Source organism: Micromonospora sp. CNZ322 (assembly GCF_007827755.1).
The window spans coordinates 500,331-517,298 of the sequence record NZ_VITD01000002.1; the positions used below are offsets into that span (position 1 = coordinate 500,331).

Genomic DNA, 16,968 nt, shown 5'->3' on the forward strand with positions numbered 1-16,968 from the left:
CGACTGGTCAGCACTGCGGGTCAGGACGGACGCCCGCCGAACTGCCAGTTGTGCACCTCAATGTCGGCGTACCGGTCGACCGTCAGGATGGCGCGCGCCGCTTCCGGATTCGGCGCCCGGAGCAGCGCGGCGGTGCCGAGCCAGGTGACGCCGTCGTCGGCCAGCAGCGGCCCGTACGCGATCAGTTCGTCCGGGTCGGGTGGCACGGCCAGGTCGGCGGCCTGCCCGGTACCGAGGCCGAGCACCAGATAGCGGTTGCCGCCGGTCCGGCCGCCAGGGAAGTCCCACATGGTGCGGCCCAGCGTGTTGCGCCACCGGCGCAGCAGCACGTCCCGGTACACGCCGGCCTGGTAGTTCGGTTCCTCGAACGCGAATGCCCGCGCGGCGGCCGGGTCGGGCACGTCGACGATGTGCAGGCTGCCGGTGGGCGTGTCGCCGACGAAGGTCGGGCCACGGGCGATCATTCCCGCCGCGTACCGGTCCATGTAGGACCAGTGCTCGGGCAACAACTCGTCGCGCAACGCCACCGAGCCGGGCCGGTCACTGTGGTAACAGAGAAACTCCACGCCGCATTCTCCCCGGGTGCCCGGATCGAAGGCGGGCCGGGTGCCGCCGTGGCCGCTACGGCACGGACGCCGAGGCGGATCTTGATGGTGGTGTCACGATATCGAACGAGGCGCATTCGCTGGTGCCCCGCGCGCGGCTGGGCAGCCGCCCGCGTCTGCCGTGAGCTGGCTGCCCGGTGTCCCGTGGGAGGGGGTGAGCCGCTCACCAGCGTGACTAGGATTGGTCCGTCATGCTGCTACGGGTGCTCGGGCCGCTTGAGGTCGAGGTCGACACAGGCGGGCCGGTCGACCTCGGCGGCCCCCGCCAACGCGCCGTGCTCGCGCTGCTGCTCGCCGCCCGCGGCGAGGTCGTCTCCGTCGGGCAGATGATCGAGGATCTGTGGCGGGGTGACGCGCCGCCGCGGGCGATCGCCTCCCTCCAGGCGTACGTCTCGCATCTGCGCCGCCTTCTGGAGCCGGCCCGCGAGCGCCGGGCGCCGGCCCGGGTCCTGGTCACCGCGCCACCGGGCTACGCGCTGCGGCTGCCCGCCGACGCCGTCGACGCCGGTCGGTTCGAGACGCTGCTCGCCGAGGCGCGTGCGGTCGGCCCCGCCGACCCGGGCCGGGCACGTCGGTTGCTGAGCGTCGGGCTCGATCTGTGGCGCGGTCGGGCGTACGCCGAATTCGCCGGTGAGCCGTGGGCGCAGCCGGAGGTGCTGCGGCTGGAGGAACTGCGGCTCGGCGCCCGCGAGCTGCTGCTCGACGTGACAGTGCGCTGCGGCGACGCGGCCGAGGCGGTGCCGGAGGCGGAGCTGTTGACCCGGCAGGCGCCGCTGCGGGAGGAGAGCTGGCGGCTGCTGGCGCTGGCGTTGTGGCGTACCGGTCGGCAGGGCGATGCGCTCGCCGCGCTGCGCCGGGCCCGGGCGACCCTGGCCGACCAGCTCGGACTGGATCCGGGCCCGGCGCTGGTCGAGGTGGAGTCCGCCATCCTGGGCCAGCGGCTCGACCTGCTGCCACCGGTGGCGGCGACAGCGGTACGCGGCCAGCGACAGGTGTCGGAGGAGGTCTTCGTCGGTCGGGAGGCGGAGCTGGAGGCGCTTCGGCAGGCGGCCGCCGAGGCGGTGGCGAGCGGGCCGCGAGTCGCTCTGCTCAGCGGTGAGGCCGGGGCCGGCAAGACGAGCCTGCTCACCCGCTTTCGGGACGAGCTCACCGCTCAGGGCTGGCTGGTCGCCGTCGGCCGCTGCCCCGAGGTCGAGGGCGCCCCGCCGGCCTGGGCCTGGGTCGAGGCGCTGCGGCAACTCGCCGAGCAGGCACCCCCGGGTGACCTCGCACCGGCGCTCGCCCCGCTGCTCGGTGGGGGCGACGGCGACCCCGGCGGCGACGTCACCGCGGGCCGGTTCCGGCTGCACCGCGCCGTCGGCGCCTGGTTGGACGCCGCTGCGGCCCGCAGACCGGTCACCGTGATCCTCGACGACCTGCACGCCGCCGACGCCGAGACGTTGCTGCTGTTGCAGAGCGTCACCGAGATGACCACCGGCACCGTCCTGTTCGTCGCGGCGCTGCGGCCCGCCGACAACACCGAGCGGCTCGCCGACACGATGGCCGTCCTGGCCCGCCGGTCACCGCAGCGGATCCCGCTGGGCGGTCTGACCACGTCCGAGGTCGAACGGCTGCTCGGCGCGCTGGCCCGGACCACCGTCGACCCGGACACGGTCGCCGCGTTGGCCGAGCGGACCGGCGGCAACCCGTTCTACGTCCGGGAGTCGGCGCAACTGCTCGCCGCGGAGGGCACGCTCGTGGCCACCTCCGACGTGCCCGAGGGCGTACGCGACGTGCTGCGCCGACGACTCTCCCGCCTCCCGTCGACAGCCGTCTCGGTGCTGCGTCTCGCCTCGGCCGTGGGGCGGGAGGCCGAGGTGCGAACACTCGTCGACGCCGCCGGCACCGACGAGGGCACCGTCCTGCGGGCACTGGAGGCCGGGCTGACCGCCGGGCTGCTCACCGAACCTGCACCCGGGCGGGTGCGGTTCGTGCACGGCCTGGTCTGCGACACCATCTACACCGACCTGCCGCAGCTGCGCCGCACCCGCCTGCACGCGCGGATCGCCGACGCCACCCGCCGGCTGCGGCCCGACGACTACCCCGCCCTGGCCCACCAGTACGCCCGCGCCGCGTCGGCCGACACCGCGCCGCTCGCCGTCGACTACGCCATCCGGGCCGCCGAGCTGGCCGAGCGGCGGTACGCGTACGACGCCGCTATCGAGCTGCTCAGCAATGCTGTCGAGGCCGCTGCCACGGTCGTCGGGGACCGCGACGCGCTCCGGGTCGACCTGCTCGGGCGGCTGCTGCGCGCGCAGGCGCGGGCCGGGGCGGTGGCGGCCGCCCGGCAGACCCGCGCTCGGGCGATCGACGTCGCCGCGGCGTCCGGCCGCGACGACCTGCTGGTCGCGGCGTTCACCGCGTGGACCGTCCCCACCCCGTGGCTGACCCACGAGTACGGCGTGGTGGACCACCGGGTCGTCGAGCTGCTCACCCGGCTGCTGCGCGCCGACGACCTGGACCCGGTCGCCCGCTGCCGGCTGCTGGAGGCGCTGGCCACGGAGTTGGACGGCGAGTCCGATCCGCGAGGCGTGGCGGCCGGACGGGAGGCGCTGGCCCTCTCGCAGCGGCTGGACGACCCCGAGCTGCGCGCCCTCGGGCTGGCCGCACGGTTGCGCACCATGAGCTACGAGCGGGAGGCGCCCGACCGTCGGACCTTCGCCCTTGAGCTGCGTGACCTCGCCGACGAGCACGCGCTGGTGACCTACCGTTCGGTCGCCGAGCAGGCGCTGGGCCACTGCGCTGCCGCGCTCAACGAGCCGGACGAACTGCGCCTCAGCGTTGCCCGGCAGGGGTGGCTGGCCGAGGCGTACCAGCTGAACGAGGCGCAGACGATCAACCTGTGCTCGCTGGGCGCCCTCGCGCACGTCGCCGGCGACTTCGCGGCCGCACGGCGGCACTACGACCAGGTCGCCGTGCAGATGCGGCGGCAGGGTTCGCTGCACGCCGAGGCCTTCCACTACTTCTCCACCGGCACCCTGCTGATCAGCCAGGGGCGGTTCGGTGAGCACCTGGAGGCGACCCGGCGGATACGGGGGTCGTTGGGCCCGATCGTGGACGACCTGCTGGCGCTGGCGCTGATCGGGACCGGGCGCCTGGACGAGGCGCGGGCCATGCCGATCGGGCGGCACACCTACCGCCCGGACTACTTCGAGTCGGCGCTGCTCAGCGTACGGGGAATGGTCGTCGTGGCGCTGGGTCGACGGGACCTGGCCCAACCCGTGATCGACGCGCTGCTCCCGGTACGCGACCAACTGGCCGGTTTCTCCACCACCGCGGCCGTGGTGCGGCCGGTCGCGCTGACGCTCGGTGAGCTGTTCCGGCTGCTGGGACGCACCGAGGAGGCGACCCGGCACTTCACCCTCGCCGCCCGGGTGGCCCGCCGGTGGGAGTCGCCGCACTGGCTGGCCGAGGCGACGGCGGCGATGGCCTGCTGACCGTCACGGGTGGCGGATTCCAAGCCGGTTCCAAGTGGCACCGAGCATGATCAACAGATCTGTGCCAGTTGATCCTCGGAAAGGTCACCGTGAACCAGAACCACCGCGAAGCCATGGCAGACGTACGCGACATGTACATGGCGCACTCGGCGCTCCGTCGCGAGTTCAGCCTGCTGCCGCAGCTCGTCCGCGACGTCACCCCGGGCGACGCCACGCGCGCGGAGGTCGTCGGCGCCCACGCCGAGATGCTCTGCCACATCCTGCACCTGCACCACGAGGGCGAGGACCTGCTGCTCTGGCCCCGGCTGCTGGAGCGCGGCGGCGCGGAGGCCGCGGCGATCGTCCCCACCATGGAGGCGCAGCACCACGCCATCGAGGACGCCCACGCGGCGGTGGTCGCCCTCCTCCCCCGGTGGCGCCGCACCGCACGCGGCGGTGAGCAACTCGCGGACGCCCTGGAGCAGCTACGCGCCGCGCTGATCGAGCACATGGCCCTGGAGGAGAGCGAGATCCTGCCGCTGGCGCAACGGCACGTCACCGCCCGGGAGTGGATGCAGCTCGGCGAGCACGGCATGAGCAAGTCCCCGAAGAAGCAGCTCCCGCTGGCCTTCGGCCTGGCCATGTACGAGGGCGACCCGGAGGTGGTGAAAGCAGTGCTGGCGCACGCTCCGCTGCCGGCCCGACTGCTCATGCCGATCATCGCGCCCCGGCTGTTCGCCAGCCACGCCAAGCGGGTGCACGGCACCGCCACGCCCCCGCGCATCGGCGCCAGCGTCCGCTGAGCACGATCAGCGGCTCGCCCGACGCGGCTGGGTCGGCTTCGCGACCAAACCCCACCTCGCCCGGAACATGATCGACGCGGCGGTCCCGGCCGGCTGGGTCGCCGGGGGTGCTAGCCCACCTGGCCGCGTCTGGGTACCGACGCCGGGGGCGCCAACCGCGCCACGGGCGGGAGCGGCGAGACATCCGGGGAGGCTTGGAATGCCGAGATGGCGAGCGCGGCGAAGCGCCGGGAGGCGCTGACCTGAGCGGTCGGCGAGGTCACCTGGATACCGCTGTTGGCCATGAGCACGAGGATGACGTCGTCCAGGACGAAGTCCGGGCGAAGGCGACCCGCTTCCTTCGCACGGCGGGCCAGTTCGTCAATCGCTCTGAGCGCGTATTCACGGCGCGCCTCGAAATCAACTGCCTTGGGAAAGGTCGACATAAGAGCTGCGGTAAAGCCTCGGTCGAGTGCGTGCAGTTCACACATTTTCTCGATCACGAGACAGAAACCGTGCCATGGATCCGGATCGGCAAGGCCCTCGTCGACAACGCCGCGACACGCATACATCTGTTCTGTGAATGCCTCGGTGACCAGCATCTCCTTGGTCGGAAATCGGCGGTACAGGGTGGCGGGTGCAACCCCGGCGCGCCGGGCAACCTCCCGCATCGGCACGTCCAGGCCCTCAACGGCGAAGACCGCGCGGGCGGCGTCGAGGATGCGCTCGCGGTTGTCCAGGGCGTCGGAGCGAAGAGCGTGAGGCAAACGATCGGTCACGGCTCTCACTTTAGCGAGGCGGACAGCGGCGTGCGTTAGCGTCCGTGTGCATGAGGGCTTTGCAATTTTCGAAGTACGGTTCCGCGAGTGTCCTTGAGGTCTCGGAGGCACCGGAACCGCACGCCGGACCCGGCCAGGTACGGGTGGCGGTTCGGGCCTCGGGTGTCAATCCGGCCGACACGTACGTTCGCGCCGGCCGATTCCAGGAGTGGATTCCGCTCCGCCTGCCGCACGTGCCCGGTGTCGACGCTGCCGGAGTGGTGGATGAGATCGGTGACGGGGTGACAACGGCTCGGGTAGGCGATGAGGTTTTCGGCATCACCGACTACGCCCAGATGGGCGGAGCGAACGCCGAATACGCCGTCCTGGCCGCGTGGGCGCGGAAGCCGACCGCCCTGAGCTGGGAGCAGGCCGGCGGCGCGGCGGGCAACATCGAGACGGCCACCCGAGTGCTCGACCGGTTGGGCGTCAAGGACGGCACCACGCTGTTGATCGAGGGCGCGGCCGGCGGGGTCGGTACGACAGCGATCCAGCTCGCGGTCGCTCGCGGGGCGGCCGTCATCGGCACGGCCAGCGACCGCAACCATGAGTTCGTCGCCTCGCTCGGGGCGATCCCGACCACCTACGGCCCCAGGCTGGCCGAGCGGGTCCACACTCTGTCGCCCGGCGGGGTGGATGTCGTACTCGACTGTGCCGGCTCTGGTTCCATGCCCGACCTGGTCGGCCTGGTCGCGAGCCCGGACAGGGTGGTGAGCATCGCCGACATCAACGCCGCGGCCTACGGCGTACACCTGTCGCGCGGCTCTGGCCCCGGCGCGGACACACCGGCACTCGAAGGAATCGCCGCGGCCGGCGAACTCGCCGAGCGGAGTCGTTTCACAGTGCCGGTCGCGGCCGTGTTCTCTCTGGAAGAGGCGGCCGCCGCCCACGAGCTGAGTGAGTCCCGCCATGCGCGAGGCAAGATCGTGCTGAAGCCGTAGGGTGCCCCACCCAGCCTCTGTGCACCTGACCCGAGCCCGCGCGACCGACCATCCGGTGTGGTCGGCGAGCACGGGACGGGCGCTCAGCGGGCGGCCAGGAAGGCCAGCACGCGCGGCCAGGCCGCCGCGGTGGCGTCCGGGGAGTACTCGGCCAGGTCCGGGTCGGTGAACAGGTGACCCACGCCGGGATAGCGGAAGACCGTCAGATCGGCGTCGGCGTCGGTCATGGCCTGCTGCCATTCGTCGACCTCGTCCGGCGCGTCGTACGGGTCGGGGTCGGCGAGGTGCAGCTGCACCGGCAACCCGGATCGGACCGTGCCCGGGGCGCCGCCGGTGCCGTGCAGCAGGAGCAGGCCGGCGGTGTCGGGGCGTTCGGCCAGCAGCGCCCCGGCCACCCCGGCGCCCATCGAGAAGCCGGCGAGCACTGTCTCCGGTGGCAGGTCACGCAGCGCGTCGCGGGCCCGGTCCAGCACCACCTCCTGGCCGATCTTGTCGAGTAGCGCGAAGCCCTCCTCGACGGTGTCGGTGGCCGGGACGCCGTACAGGTCGGGGGTGCTGACCTGGTGCCCGGCGGCCCGCAACCGGTCGGCGGCGGCGCGCACTGCGGGTCGCAGCCCGTACACGGAGTGGAACAGCACGACGTGTCGCATCCGGTCATCCTGCCGCAGTCGACTGCCCATCCGGGGTGGCCACGCGGGGTGGGCGTCAGACCAGTGCCGTCAGCCGCGCGACCAGGTCCGCCGGTGGCGGCATCGCGGCGATCTCGCGGCTGACCTGCGCGGCAGCGGTACGCAGGTGCTCGTCGGTGAGCAGCTGGGTCAGTGCCCGCGCGGTGATGTCCCGGGGGCGCAGCGCCAGGCCGGCGCCCCGGCGGGCCACCAGTTCGGCGTTGTGCCGCCGGTCCCCCGGACCCGTGGTGGCCAGCTGGGGCAGGCCGGCGGCGAGGGCGCCGAGGGCACTGCCCGCCCCACCGTGGTGCACCAGCGCCGCGCTCGCCGGCAACGCCTCGTCGAGCGGGATCCAGTCGACCACCCGCACGTTGCCGGGCACCGAGCGGGCCGACCGTTCGTCGGGGCGGACCAGCACGATCTCGGCGTCCACCTCGGCTGCGGCGGCCACCACTGCGGGCATCGGCCCGCGGTCGCCGGGGCCGGTGAGGGTGCTGCGGGTGACCAGGATCCGCTGGCGCTCACCCGGCTCGCGCAACCAGGCCGGCAGTTCCCCGCCGCCGACGTAGGACGTGTAGCGCATCGGCCAGCCGCCCTGCGTGGCAACGCTGGGTGGGGCCACGGCGAGGGCGGCGGCCGGCGCGGGCAGCTCGGTGAGGCCGTGGCGGCGCAGCGCCGCGCCGAGTCGGGCGACGGTGGCGCGGACCAGGTCCCGGCCGTCGAAGAGGGCGTTCTCCTGGCGTACGGCCGGCACGTCGAGCCGCGCGGCGGCCACCGCACCGGCGACCGCGAACGGCTCGTGAAGCACCAGATCCGGCCGCCACCGGGTGGCCAGCGCGACCACCGGGTCGGTGAGCTGGTCGTTGAGCGCGCCGAACAGCAGGCCGGCGCCCCGGGTGCCGGCGGTGCCGGCCATTTCCGCCCGCGCGATCAGCGGATGACAGGGAAAGACCCGCAGCGCGATCCGGCCGAAGTCGAAGCCCGGCGCGATGTCGTGCACCGCCAGACCGGCGTCGGCGGCGGCCAGGGCTCCGCCGCCGGTGGCCACCAGCACGTCGTGGCCGGCGTCGCGTAGGGCGACCGCGAGCGGCACCAGCGGGAAGACGTGCCCGACGAGCGGAGCGGAGACCACCAGCACGCGCATGGGCAGGATCCTATGTCGACCACTGCCACACCGGAGGGCCCGCAACGTCGGGCAGCGGTCAGGCGGACGGCCGCTGGTCGACGATGCGGCGCATCTTGCCCATCGACCGTTCCACAGTGTCGGGGGCGAGGACGTCGACCGCCACGCTCACGCCGATGGTGTTCTTCACCAGCTGAACCAGCGTGCCGCCGGCCCGCTCGGCGGCGTCCAGGTCGACGTCGGCTCGCCGCTCCACCCGCACCGTGAGGGTGTCCAGCCGGCCGTCCCGATCGAGGACGCACTGGAAGTGCGGCGAGAGCTGCGGGGTGCGCAGGATCAGCTCCTCGATCTGGGTGGGGAAGATGTTCACCCCTCGCAGGATCATCATGTCGTCGGTGCGGCCGGTGATCTTCTCGATCCGGCGCATCGGGCGGGCGGTGCCGGGCAGCAGCCGGGTCAGGTCGCGGGTGCGGTAGCGCACGACCGGCATCGCCTCCTTGGTCAGGGAGGTCAACACCAGCTCACCCCGCTCGCCGTCGGGCAGCACCGCCCCGGTGACCGGGTCGATGATCTCCGGGTAGAAGTGGTCCTCCCAGAGGTGCAGCCCGTCCTTGGTCTCGACGCACTCGGTCGCCACGCCGGGGCCCATCACCTCGGAGAGCCCGTAGATGTCGACGGCGTGGATGTCCAGTTGCTGCTCGATCTCGCGGCGCATGTCCTCGGTCCACGGCTCGGCGCCGAAGATGCCCACCTGCAGTGAGGTGGCCCGTGGGTCGATGCCCTGGCGGCGCATCTCGTCGACGATGGCCAGCAGGTAGCTGGGCGTGACCATGATGACCTCGGGTTCGAAGTCGCGGATCAGCATGACCTGACGCTCGGTCATGCCCCCGGAGACCGGGATGACCGTGCAGCCCAGCTCCTCGGCTCCGTAGTGCGCGCCCAGGCCTCCGGTGAAGAGCCCGTAGCCGTAGGCGACGTGTACCCGGTCGCCGGGGCGACCGCCGGAGGCGCGGATCGAGCGGGCCATCAGCCGCGCCCAGGTGCGCAGGTCGTCGCGGGTGTAGCCGACCACGGTCGGCCGACCGGTGGTGCCGGAGGAGGCGTGCAGGCGGGCGACCTGCTCCCGGGGTACGGCGAACATGCCGAACGGGTAGTTCTCCCGTAGCTCCGCCTTGCCGGTGAACGGGAAGCGCGCCAGGTCGTCGAGATCCCGGCAGTCATCGGGGTGCACCCCGGCCGCGTCGAACGCCCGTCGGTAGTGCGGCACGTTGTCGTACGCGTGCCGCAACGACCAGCGCAGTCGGTCGCGTTGCAGGGCGCGCAGCTCGTCGATGCCGGCGCGCTCGATCGGCTCCAGCTCCTCGGGACGAGGGGTGCGGTCCTGCATCGGCTGCCTCCTTGGCGCGGCGGTCCCGGTGGGGCTGCGGGTACCGTACGCCCGCCGTCGCCGGGGTTGGCGGGGCGGTCAGCGGGCGGCCGGCAGCCGGTGCAGGGCGTCGACCAGCGGCGCCAGCTCGGGGGTGGCCTCCGCCTGGGCGAGCGCGTCGGTGAGCACCCGGTCGTGGGTCGGTCGGGTCTGGGCGAGCAGCTCGGAGCCGGCCGGGGTCAGCTCGGTGTAGATGCCGCGCCGGTCGTCGGCGCAGAGGATGCGGGTGAGCAGCCCCCGCTGTTCGAGGCGGGTGACCAGCCGGGTGGTGGCGCTGCCGGAGAGCGCGGCGGCGCGGGCGAGCTGGCTCATCCGCATGTGCCAGCCGTCCTGGCGGGAGAGCGCGTCGAGCACCGTGTACTCGACGACGGAGAGGCCGTGACCGGCCTGTAGCGCCCGCTCCAGGGATGTCTCGATCAGCCCGTGCAGGGCGGCGAGGGTGCGCCAGCCCTGCGCGCGGATCTCGACCGCGTCGTCGGCGATGCCCATGCCGGCCTCCTCGGTGTGATCTGAACGGACCCCAGGTTACCACGCTTGCGCCGATATGAAGCGCGTGCAAGTATTTCGTTGTCGGCGCGCGTAGTTGCACGCGCCGCATATCTGCCCCCTCCCGATGGGAAGACCATGTCCGTACGCCCAAAGTCCCTGCCGCCCGGCCTGATCGCGCTGGCCATCGGCGCCTTCGGCATCGGGCTCACCGAGTTCGTGATCATGGGGCTGCTGCCCGAGGTGGCCGCCGACTTCGCTGTCACCGAACCGGTGGCCGGCTGGTTGATCTCCGGCTACGCGCTCAGCGTGGCCGTCGGCGGGGTCGCCCTCACCGCGGCGGTCACCCGACTGCCGCGCAAACCGGTGCTGCTCGGCCTGATGGTGCTCTTCATCATCGGCAACCTGCTCTCCGCGGTCGCCGGCGACTACGCCGTGATGATGGCCGGCCGGATCGTCGCCGCGCTCTGCCACGGGGCGTTCTTCGGCATCGGCGCGGTGGTCGCCGCCGGCCTGGTCGCACCGGCCCGTCGGGCGGGCGCCATCGCCATGATGTTCGCCGGCCTGACCATCGCCAACGTGCTCGGCGTGCCGTTCGGCACCTTCCTCGGGCAGCACTTCGGCTGGCGGTCGACGTTCTGGGCGATCACCGCCATCGGGGTGGTGGCCCTGATCGGGCTGGCCCTGCTCATCCCGGCCGGCGAGACCGCCAACGCCGACCGCCCGGCCGGCGGGCTGCGCGGCGAGTTGCGGGCCTTCACCCACCCGCAGGTCTGGCTCTCCCTGGTGATCACCGTCCTGGGCTTCGGTGGGATGTTCGGCGCGTTCACCTACATCGCCTACACGCTCACCGAGGTCAGCGGCTTCGCCACCAGCACCGTGCCGTGGCTGCTGGTCCTCTTCGGCGTGGGGCTCTTCGCGGGCAACCTGCTCGGCGGACGGGCGGCGGACAAATCACTGTCGCGCACCCTGGTCACCGTCCTGGCGGTGCTCACCGTGGTGCTCGTCGGCTTCGCGCTGACCGCCACGAACCCGGTGCTGACCATCGTCGCGCTGGTGCTGATGGGCGGGTTCGGCTTCGCCACAGTGCCGCCGCTGCAAATGCGGATCATGCGGTACGCCCACCAGGCGCCGACCCTGGCGTCCGGGGCGAACATCGCCGCGTTCAACCTCGGCAACGCGTTGGGCGCGTGGATCGGCGGGGTGACCATCGCCGCCGGACTCGGCTACACCTCGCCGATCTGGGCCGGGGCCGCACTCACCCTCATCGGTCTGGGCGTACTCCTCGGCGCGCTGCGGCTGGCCCGCCGCGACGAGCCGGCCCGGGCCGACGCGAGCCTGGTGGACGCCCCGGTCTGACCTCGCCGGGAGGAGGACGCCGGGCCGGGCGGATGCCCGCCCGGCGTTGCTCTGATCATCGCCCCGCCATCGTCCTGCAATTGCAAAAGATGTGCAACAAGGTCTGGACAATACGCTCGTGCCGTAACTAGCCTGATCGCTATGAGTCCTTACATTGTGGATCCCTGGGCCTGGCAGGAGAGCTGGGACCGTCAGCAGGAGGCCTACCTCCCGGACCGGGAGCACCGGTTCACCGCCATGCTCGACACCGTCGACGCGGTCCTCGACGGCCGGCCGCCGCGGGTGCTCGACCTGGCCGGCGGCACCGGCAGCATCTCGCTGCGGACGCTGGCGCGCTTCCCCGCCGCGGAGCCGACACTGGTCGACCTCGACCCGGCGCTGCTCGCCATCGCCGCCGCCTCGCTGGCCGACCGGGCCACCATCGTCACGGCCGACCTCGGCACCCCGGAGTGGCGCTCCACGCTCCCCCACCAGGAGTACGACGCCGTGCTCACCGCCACCGCACTGCACTGGCTGCCGGCCGACCGGCTCGGGCAGCTCTACGCCGAACTGCGCGACGTGCTGCGACCGGGCGGCGTCTTCGTCAACGCCGACCACATGCCCGACGACACCCTGCCTGAGCTGACCAAGCGGCTGATGGACCGAGCCCGGGACCGGCGCAACGCCCGGTACGCCGCCGGCTCGACGCTGTCCTGGTCGGACTGGTGGGAGCGGGCCGGCGCCGACCCGGCGCTCGCCCCACTGGTCGCTCAGCGACACGCCATCTACCCGACCGGGCACAGCCCCGAGTGGAACCCGCCGGTCTCCTGGCACCTGGCCGCGCTCACCGCGGCGGGCTTCAGCGAGGTCGGCACGGTCTGGCGAGGCGGCCCGGACGCCGTCGTCGCGGCGGTGCGCTGACGTCGCCCTCGCCGACGATGCGCTGACGCCGGTGGCCGGCGGTGCGCTGACGCCGGTGGCCGGCGGTGCGCTGACGCCGACGTCGCCGCACTACGCTGAGGAGCCGTGCCAGAGCCGTTCGAGCCGCGTACCGACCCCGACGTCGACCTGCGCGTCCCCGCCGACCGCCGCGAGCTGACCGCGCGCCCCGCGACGGTCCTCGCCGCGATCGCGGCCGGCGGGGTGCTCGGCGCGCTGGCCCGAGCCGGCCTGCAACACGCCGTTCCGCACCCGCCGACCGGCTTCGCTTGGGCCACGTTCACCATCAACACGTTCGGCTGCCTGCTGATCGGCGTGCTGATGGCGGTGCTCGGGCACCTCGACGGTGGACCGCCGCTGGCTCGCCCGTTCCTCGGGGTCGGGGTGCTCGGCGGGTTCACCACCTTCTCCACCTACGCGGTCGACGTCCAGCAGGCGATCGTCGTGGGCGCACCGGGCACGGCGCTGGCGTACCTCGCCGCGACGGTGCTCGGGGCACTCGTCGCGGTCGCCCTGGGCGACGCCGTCACCGCCGGGCTGCTACGTCGGGCGACCCGATGACCGTGCTGCTCATCGCCCTGGGCGCGGCCGTCGGCGCGCCGCTGCGCTACCTCACCGACCGGGCCGTGCAGTCCCGGCACGGCTCGGTGTTCCCCTGGGGCACGCTGCTCGTCAACGTGGCCGGGTCGTTGCTGCTCGGCGTCCTGGTCGGGTGGCCGGCCGGCCCGGCGGTCAGCGCGTTGCTCGGCACCGGGTTCTGCGGCGCGCTGACCACCTACTCCACCTTCAGCTACGAGACGCTGCGGCTGACCACTGGCGGTCATCGACTCCTCGCGCTGGCCAACGTGCTCGGCAGCGTGGCTGCCGGGCTCGCCGCGGCCACCGCCGGCTACGCAGTGGCCCGCGCCCTGACCGGCTGACCGCACACCAGCCGCGCCGCCGGACTCATCCCCAGCGACGCCTGGCCAGGCGTTCCCCACGAACACACCGAGGGTATATACGCGAGGTATACCCTCGGTGTAGTCTGCTGGCATGAGCGTGCCACTGACCCTTCTCGGCCTCCTCGAACGCGAGCCCAGCCACGGTTACGACCTGAAGCGCGACTACGACGCCTTCTTCGGCCGGGGCAAGCCACTGCCGTTCGGCCAGGTCTACTCCACCCTCAGCCGACTCGCCCGCGACGGCAAAGTGGTGATCAGCGACGTCGCCCCCGGTTCCGGCCCCGACCGCAAGCGCTACATCATCACCGACGTCGGCGCGACCGAGGTCGAGCAGTGGCTGACCCAACCCGTCGACCCGGAACCGCACCTCCAGACGGTGCTCTTCGCCAAGGTCGTGCTCGCGCTGATGCTGGACCGCCCGGCCGCCGAATACCTCGACACGCAGCGCAGCGCGCACCTGCACCGGATGCGTGAGCTGACCGAGATCAAGCGCGCCGGCAGCCTGGTCGACGCGCTGCTCGCCGACCACGGCCTCTATCACCTGGAGGCGGACCTCCGATGGATCGAGATGACCGGCGCCCGACTGGACGCCCTGCGGAAAGAGGTGCGGCCGTGAGCGTCGTGATCGAAGCGCGCGACGTCGGGTTCTCCTTCGGTCAGACCCCCGCCCTGCGCGGCGCCAGCGTCGCCGTTGAGGCGGGCGAGATCCTCGCCGTCATGGGCCCCAGCGGCTCGGGCAAGTCCACCCTGTTGCACTGCCTGGCCGGCATCCTGGTGCCCGACTCCGGCGAGATCCTCTTCGACGGGGCCCGGGTGCACGCCATGGCCGAGACCGAACGCAGCAGCCTGCGCCGGGACCGGTTCGGTTTCGTGTTCCAGTTCGGTCAACTCGTCCCCGAGCTGACCGCTGTGGAGAACGTCGCGCTGCCGCTCCTGCTCAGCGGCGTACGCCGCAAGCAGGCGCTGCCCAGGGCGTACGACTGGTTCGCGCGCCTCGGGCTGGACGGCCTGGAGCAGCGGCGCTCGGGTGAGCTCTCCGGCGGGCAGGCGCAACGGGTCGCCCTGGCTCGCGGCCTGGTCGCCGAGCCGCAGGTGCTCTTCGCCGACGAGCCGACCGGCGCGCTCGACTCGCTCACCGGCGAGCAGGTGATGGACCTGCTGGTCGGCGCCGCCCGCGAGCAGGGCACCACAGTCATCCTGGTCACCCACGAGCCGAGGATCGCGGCGTACGCCGACCGCGAGGTCATGGTCCGCGACGGGCGCGTGAACGCGCCGGACCGGATCGCCTCGTGATCCGCTTCGGGCTCCGCCTCGCCGTGGCCGGCGGTCGTGAGGCGCTCACCCGCCTGGTCGTCATCGCCGCCGCCGTCGCGGTCGGTAGTGGGCTTCTACTGACCACCCTCGCCGGGGTCAACGCGGTCAACTCCCAGCTCACCCGGTACGCCTCGGTGTATCCCAGCGCCTCCGCGGGCGGCGACGCCGATCCGCTGTGGTGGTCGACCCGGGAGGACTACTTCCGGGGCATGCAGATCACCCGGATCGACGTCGCCGCCAGCGGCTCGACCGCGCCCACCCCGGTCGGCATCCCGGCGACCCCCGGTCCCGGGGAGTACTACGCCTCACCCGCGATGCGGGAACTGCTAGCCGCCCACCCCGCCGACCACCTGGGCAACCGCTACCCGGGGCGTGATCTCGGCACCATCGGCCCGGCCACGCTTCCCTCACCCGACACTTTGCTCGTCATCGTGGGCGGCAGACCCGACGACGTCGCCAAACTGCCCAACGTCAGGCAGGTCACCAGCGTCGGCGAGACCCCCGCCCTCCCCGAGGCCACTGTGAACCTGATCCTGGGCGTGATTGCCGGCGGGTTGCTGTTCCCGGTGCTGATCTTCATCGGCACCGCCACCCGGCTCAGTGCCGCCCGCCGGGAGCAGCGCTTCGCCGCGATGCGCCTGGTCGGCGCGACACCCCGGCAGATCTCGATGGTCGCCGCGGTGGAGGCGGCCGCCGCCGCCGTCGCCGGCACCGCCGTCGGATTCGGACTGTTCTACGCCTTCCGCGACCCGCTCGCGGCCATCCCGTTCACCGGCATGCCGTTCTTCCCCAGCGACATGTCCCTGGGGGTGCTGGACGTCCTGCTGGTGGCGCTCGGCGTCCCGGCCGGCGCGGCGCTGGCGGCCCAGGTCTCGCTGCGCCGGGTCCGGATCTCGCCGCTGGGCGTCACCCGGCGGGTCACTCCCCGGGCGCCGCGCGCGTACCGGCTGATCCCGATGATGCTCGGCGTCGCCGTACTGCTCTTCGCCATCGGCTTCCGGCCCGAGACGTCCGACGGCCAGGCCGCGGTGTTCCTGCCCGGGCTGCTGCTCATCATGGTCGGCCTGGTTTTCGCCGGCCCGTGGTTGACGATGGTCGGCGCCCGGGTGATGGCCCGGTACGCCAACCGCCCGGCCACGCTCATCGCCGCGCGACGCCTCGCCGACAACCCGAAGGCCGGCTTTCGGGCGATCAGCGGCATCATGCTCGCGCTCTTCGTCACGAGCGTGTCCGTCGGCGTGATCACCACGATCGTCGCCAACCGCGGCCCGGCGCCCACCGGCTCGACCGACGCGGGCACCGTGACCACAGTCTTCGACGAGAAGACGACGTCGGTGCCCGACACGCTCTTCGCCGAGCTGCACGCGATCACCGGGGTGCGCTCCGCGACCGCGATCCGAGAAGCCCCGGACATCAACAGCGGCGGGGAGGGCGGGGTGATCGCCTGCGCCGACCTCCCGAACGCGTACGGCCGGTGCGCCCAGGGCGCCACCGTCATCGAGGTACCGATGGGTCTGAGCCGGTGGCGGGAGTCGGCGTCGTCCGCGACGGAGTGGCGCGCGGCGTCGATCACGCTCGACGACCTCCAGCGGCTGCCGGTGGTCTCGGTCGTCGTCGGCACGGACGGCTCCGCAGCCGCCATCGAGCGCACCCGTACCGTGCTGGAGGTCGCCTTCCCGACCTTCTGGGTCGGGCCGAACGTGCCCGGCGACTTCGAGTCGGACTTCGCGAACACGCTGCGCGGCTGGGAGCAACTGGCCAACGTGGTCATCATCGCCAGTCTCGCGCTCGGTGGGTGCAGTCTCGCGGTCAGCGTCATCGGCGGTCTCACCGAACGCCGACGCCCGTTCAGCCTGCTGCGCCTCAGCGGCGCTCCGGTGCGGGTTCTGCGTCGGGTGGTGGCGTTGGAGAGCGCCGTGCCGATGCTCGCCGTCGCCGCCGTCGCCATCGGCATGGGCCTGCTCGCCGCCCACCTGTTCCTACGAGCGCAGATGGACTACGCCCTCGTCGCGCCGGAGCCGGGCTTCTACGTGATCGTCGTGGTCGGGTTGGCAGCCTGCCTCGGCGTCATCGCCTCCACCCTGCCGCTGCTGGAACGCATCACCGGGCCGGAGACCGCCCGCAGCGAGTAG

Annotated in this window: 16 protein-coding genes; 10 read left to right on the plus strand and 6 right to left on the minus strand. The window is 72.8% G+C overall.

Translation table 11 applies throughout. The features are described from left to right. Positions 1–20: 20 nt before the first annotated feature. Positions 21–566: a YciI family protein gene (locus tag FB453_RS07375; RefSeq protein WP_145788556.1), complete on the minus strand. Its 546-nt coding sequence runs from the start codon at positions 564–566 to the stop codon at positions 21–23. 230 nt (positions 567–796) lie between these two features. Here FB453_RS07375 and FB453_RS07380 point away from each other — a divergent pair, with 230 nt between their 5' ends. Beyond that, on the plus strand, positions 797–4,081 hold the full coding sequence (locus tag FB453_RS07380; protein WP_222431326.1) for a BTAD domain-containing putative transcriptional regulator: 3,285 nt from the start codon (positions 797–799) through the stop codon (positions 4,079–4,081). A 113-nt stretch (positions 4,082–4,194) separates the two neighbouring features. Then, positions 4,195–4,863, plus strand: coding sequence for a hemerythrin domain-containing protein (locus FB453_RS07385; protein WP_486480193.1), 669 nt, complete (start codon positions 4,195–4,197; stop codon positions 4,861–4,863). A 110-nt stretch (positions 4,864–4,973) separates the two neighbouring features. Here the strand turns inward: FB453_RS07385 and FB453_RS07390 are convergent, their stop codons facing one another. Further along, a complete protein-coding gene (locus tag FB453_RS07390) occupies positions 4,974–5,621 on the minus strand; it encodes a TetR/AcrR family transcriptional regulator (RefSeq protein WP_145788559.1) in 648 nt (215 codons plus the stop codon). Positions 5,622–5,671: 50 nt separating this feature from the next. Here FB453_RS07390 and FB453_RS07395 point away from each other — a divergent pair, with 50 nt between their 5' ends. After that, positions 5,672–6,601, plus strand: a complete 930-nt coding sequence (locus FB453_RS07395; RefSeq protein ID WP_145788561.1) for an NADP-dependent oxidoreductase — start codon at positions 5,672–5,674, stop codon at positions 6,599–6,601. Positions 6,602–6,684: 83 nt separating this feature from the next. Here FB453_RS07395 and FB453_RS07400 read toward each other — a convergent pair whose 3' ends face one another. The 4 genes from FB453_RS07400 to FB453_RS07415 form a co-directional block, all read right to left on the minus strand. Beyond that, on the minus strand, positions 6,685–7,251 hold the full coding sequence (locus FB453_RS07400; RefSeq protein ID WP_145788563.1) for a dienelactone hydrolase family protein: 567 nt from the start codon (positions 7,249–7,251) through the stop codon (positions 6,685–6,687). A 55-nt stretch (positions 7,252–7,306) separates the two neighbouring features. Further along, the gene (locus FB453_RS07405) at positions 7,307–8,413 is read right to left on the minus strand and encodes a nucleotide disphospho-sugar-binding domain-containing protein (protein ID WP_145788565.1); all 1,107 of its coding nucleotides are present in this window, start codon (positions 8,411–8,413) and stop codon (positions 7,307–7,309) included. A gap of 58 nt (positions 8,414–8,471) precedes the next feature. After that, complete coding sequence (gene paaK / locus FB453_RS07410; RefSeq protein WP_145788568.1) at positions 8,472–9,779, minus strand: phenylacetate--CoA ligase PaaK; 1,308 nt, start codon at positions 9,777–9,779, stop codon at positions 8,472–8,474. A gap of 78 nt (positions 9,780–9,857) precedes the next feature. Then, entirely contained in the window at positions 9,858–10,307 is a 450-nt protein-coding gene (locus FB453_RS07415) for a MarR family winged helix-turn-helix transcriptional regulator (protein WP_145788570.1), read from the minus strand. A gap of 135 nt (positions 10,308–10,442) precedes the next feature. Between FB453_RS07415 and FB453_RS07420 the strand changes: the two genes are divergently transcribed. The 7 genes from FB453_RS07420 (at position 10,443) to FB453_RS07450 (ending at position 16,968) form a co-directional block, all read left to right on the plus strand. Then, positions 10,443–11,663, plus strand: coding sequence for an MFS transporter (locus FB453_RS07420; protein ID WP_486480194.1), 1,221 nt, complete (start codon positions 10,443–10,445; stop codon positions 11,661–11,663). A 141-nt stretch (positions 11,664–11,804) separates the two neighbouring features. Beyond that, positions 11,805–12,563 carry a class I SAM-dependent methyltransferase gene (locus tag FB453_RS07425; protein ID WP_145788572.1) on the plus strand — a complete coding sequence of 253 codons (759 nt, stop codon included), beginning with the start codon at positions 11,805–11,807 and terminating at the stop codon, positions 12,561–12,563. A gap of 105 nt (positions 12,564–12,668) precedes the next feature. After that, positions 12,669–13,142, plus strand: coding sequence for a FluC/FEX family fluoride channel (locus FB453_RS07430; RefSeq protein WP_145788574.1), 474 nt, complete (start codon positions 12,669–12,671; stop codon positions 13,140–13,142). Continuing rightward, positions 13,139–13,501 (plus strand): fluoride efflux transporter CrcB, encoded by a 363-nt coding sequence (gene crcB / locus FB453_RS07435; protein ID WP_112588055.1) that lies wholly within the window; start codon positions 13,139–13,141, stop codon positions 13,499–13,501. Before FB453_RS07430 ends, crcB begins: the two co-directional genes overlap by 4 nt. A 112-nt stretch (positions 13,502–13,613) precedes the next feature. Continuing rightward, positions 13,614–14,138: a PadR family transcriptional regulator gene (locus FB453_RS07440; protein ID WP_091398392.1), complete on the plus strand. Its 525-nt coding sequence runs from the start codon at positions 13,614–13,616 to the stop codon at positions 14,136–14,138. Further along, positions 14,135–14,815, plus strand: a complete 681-nt coding sequence (locus tag FB453_RS07445) for an ABC transporter ATP-binding protein (RefSeq protein ID WP_145788576.1) — start codon at positions 14,135–14,137, stop codon at positions 14,813–14,815. Before FB453_RS07440 ends, FB453_RS07445 begins: the two co-directional genes overlap by 4 nt. Then, positions 14,812–16,968 carry an FtsX-like permease family protein gene (locus tag FB453_RS07450; protein ID WP_145788578.1) on the plus strand — a complete coding sequence of 719 codons (2,157 nt, stop codon included), beginning with the start codon at positions 14,812–14,814 and terminating at the stop codon, positions 16,966–16,968. The genes FB453_RS07445 and FB453_RS07450 overlap by 4 nt, the downstream gene beginning before the upstream one ends.

Coding starts and splice junctions, on each gene's coding strand:
- FB453_RS07415 (WP_145788570.1), bottom strand. CDS start 10,307: ATGGGCATCGCCGACGACGCGGTCGAGATCCGCGCGCAGGGCTGGCGC.
- FB453_RS07395 (WP_145788561.1), top strand. CDS start 5,672: ATGAGGGCTTTGCAATTTTCGAAGTACGGTTCCGCGAGTGTCCTTGAG.
- FB453_RS07400 (WP_145788563.1), bottom strand. CDS start 7,251: ATGCGACACGTCGTGCTGTTCCACTCCGTGTACGGGCTGCGACCCGCA.
- FB453_RS07385 (WP_486480193.1), top strand. CDS start 4,195: ATGGCAGACGTACGCGACATGTACATGGCGCACTCGGCGCTCCGTCGC.
- FB453_RS07420 (WP_486480194.1), top strand. CDS start 10,443: ATGTCCGTACGCCCAAAGTCCCTGCCGCCCGGCCTGATCGCGCTGGCC.
- crcB (WP_112588055.1), top strand. CDS start 13,139: ATGACCGTGCTGCTCATCGCCCTGGGCGCGGCCGTCGGCGCGCCGCTG.
- FB453_RS07425 (WP_145788572.1), top strand. CDS start 11,805: ATGAGTCCTTACATTGTGGATCCCTGGGCCTGGCAGGAGAGCTGGGAC.
- FB453_RS07405 (WP_145788565.1), bottom strand. CDS start 8,413: ATGCGCGTGCTGGTGGTCTCCGCTCCGCTCGTCGGGCACGTCTTCCCG.
- FB453_RS07380 (WP_222431326.1), top strand. CDS start 797: ATGCTGCTACGGGTGCTCGGGCCGCTTGAGGTCGAGGTCGACACAGGC.
- paaK (WP_145788568.1), bottom strand. CDS start 9,779: ATGCAGGACCGCACCCCTCGTCCCGAGGAGCTGGAGCCGATCGAGCGC.
- FB453_RS07440 (WP_091398392.1), top strand. CDS start 13,614: ATGAGCGTGCCACTGACCCTTCTCGGCCTCCTCGAACGCGAGCCCAGC.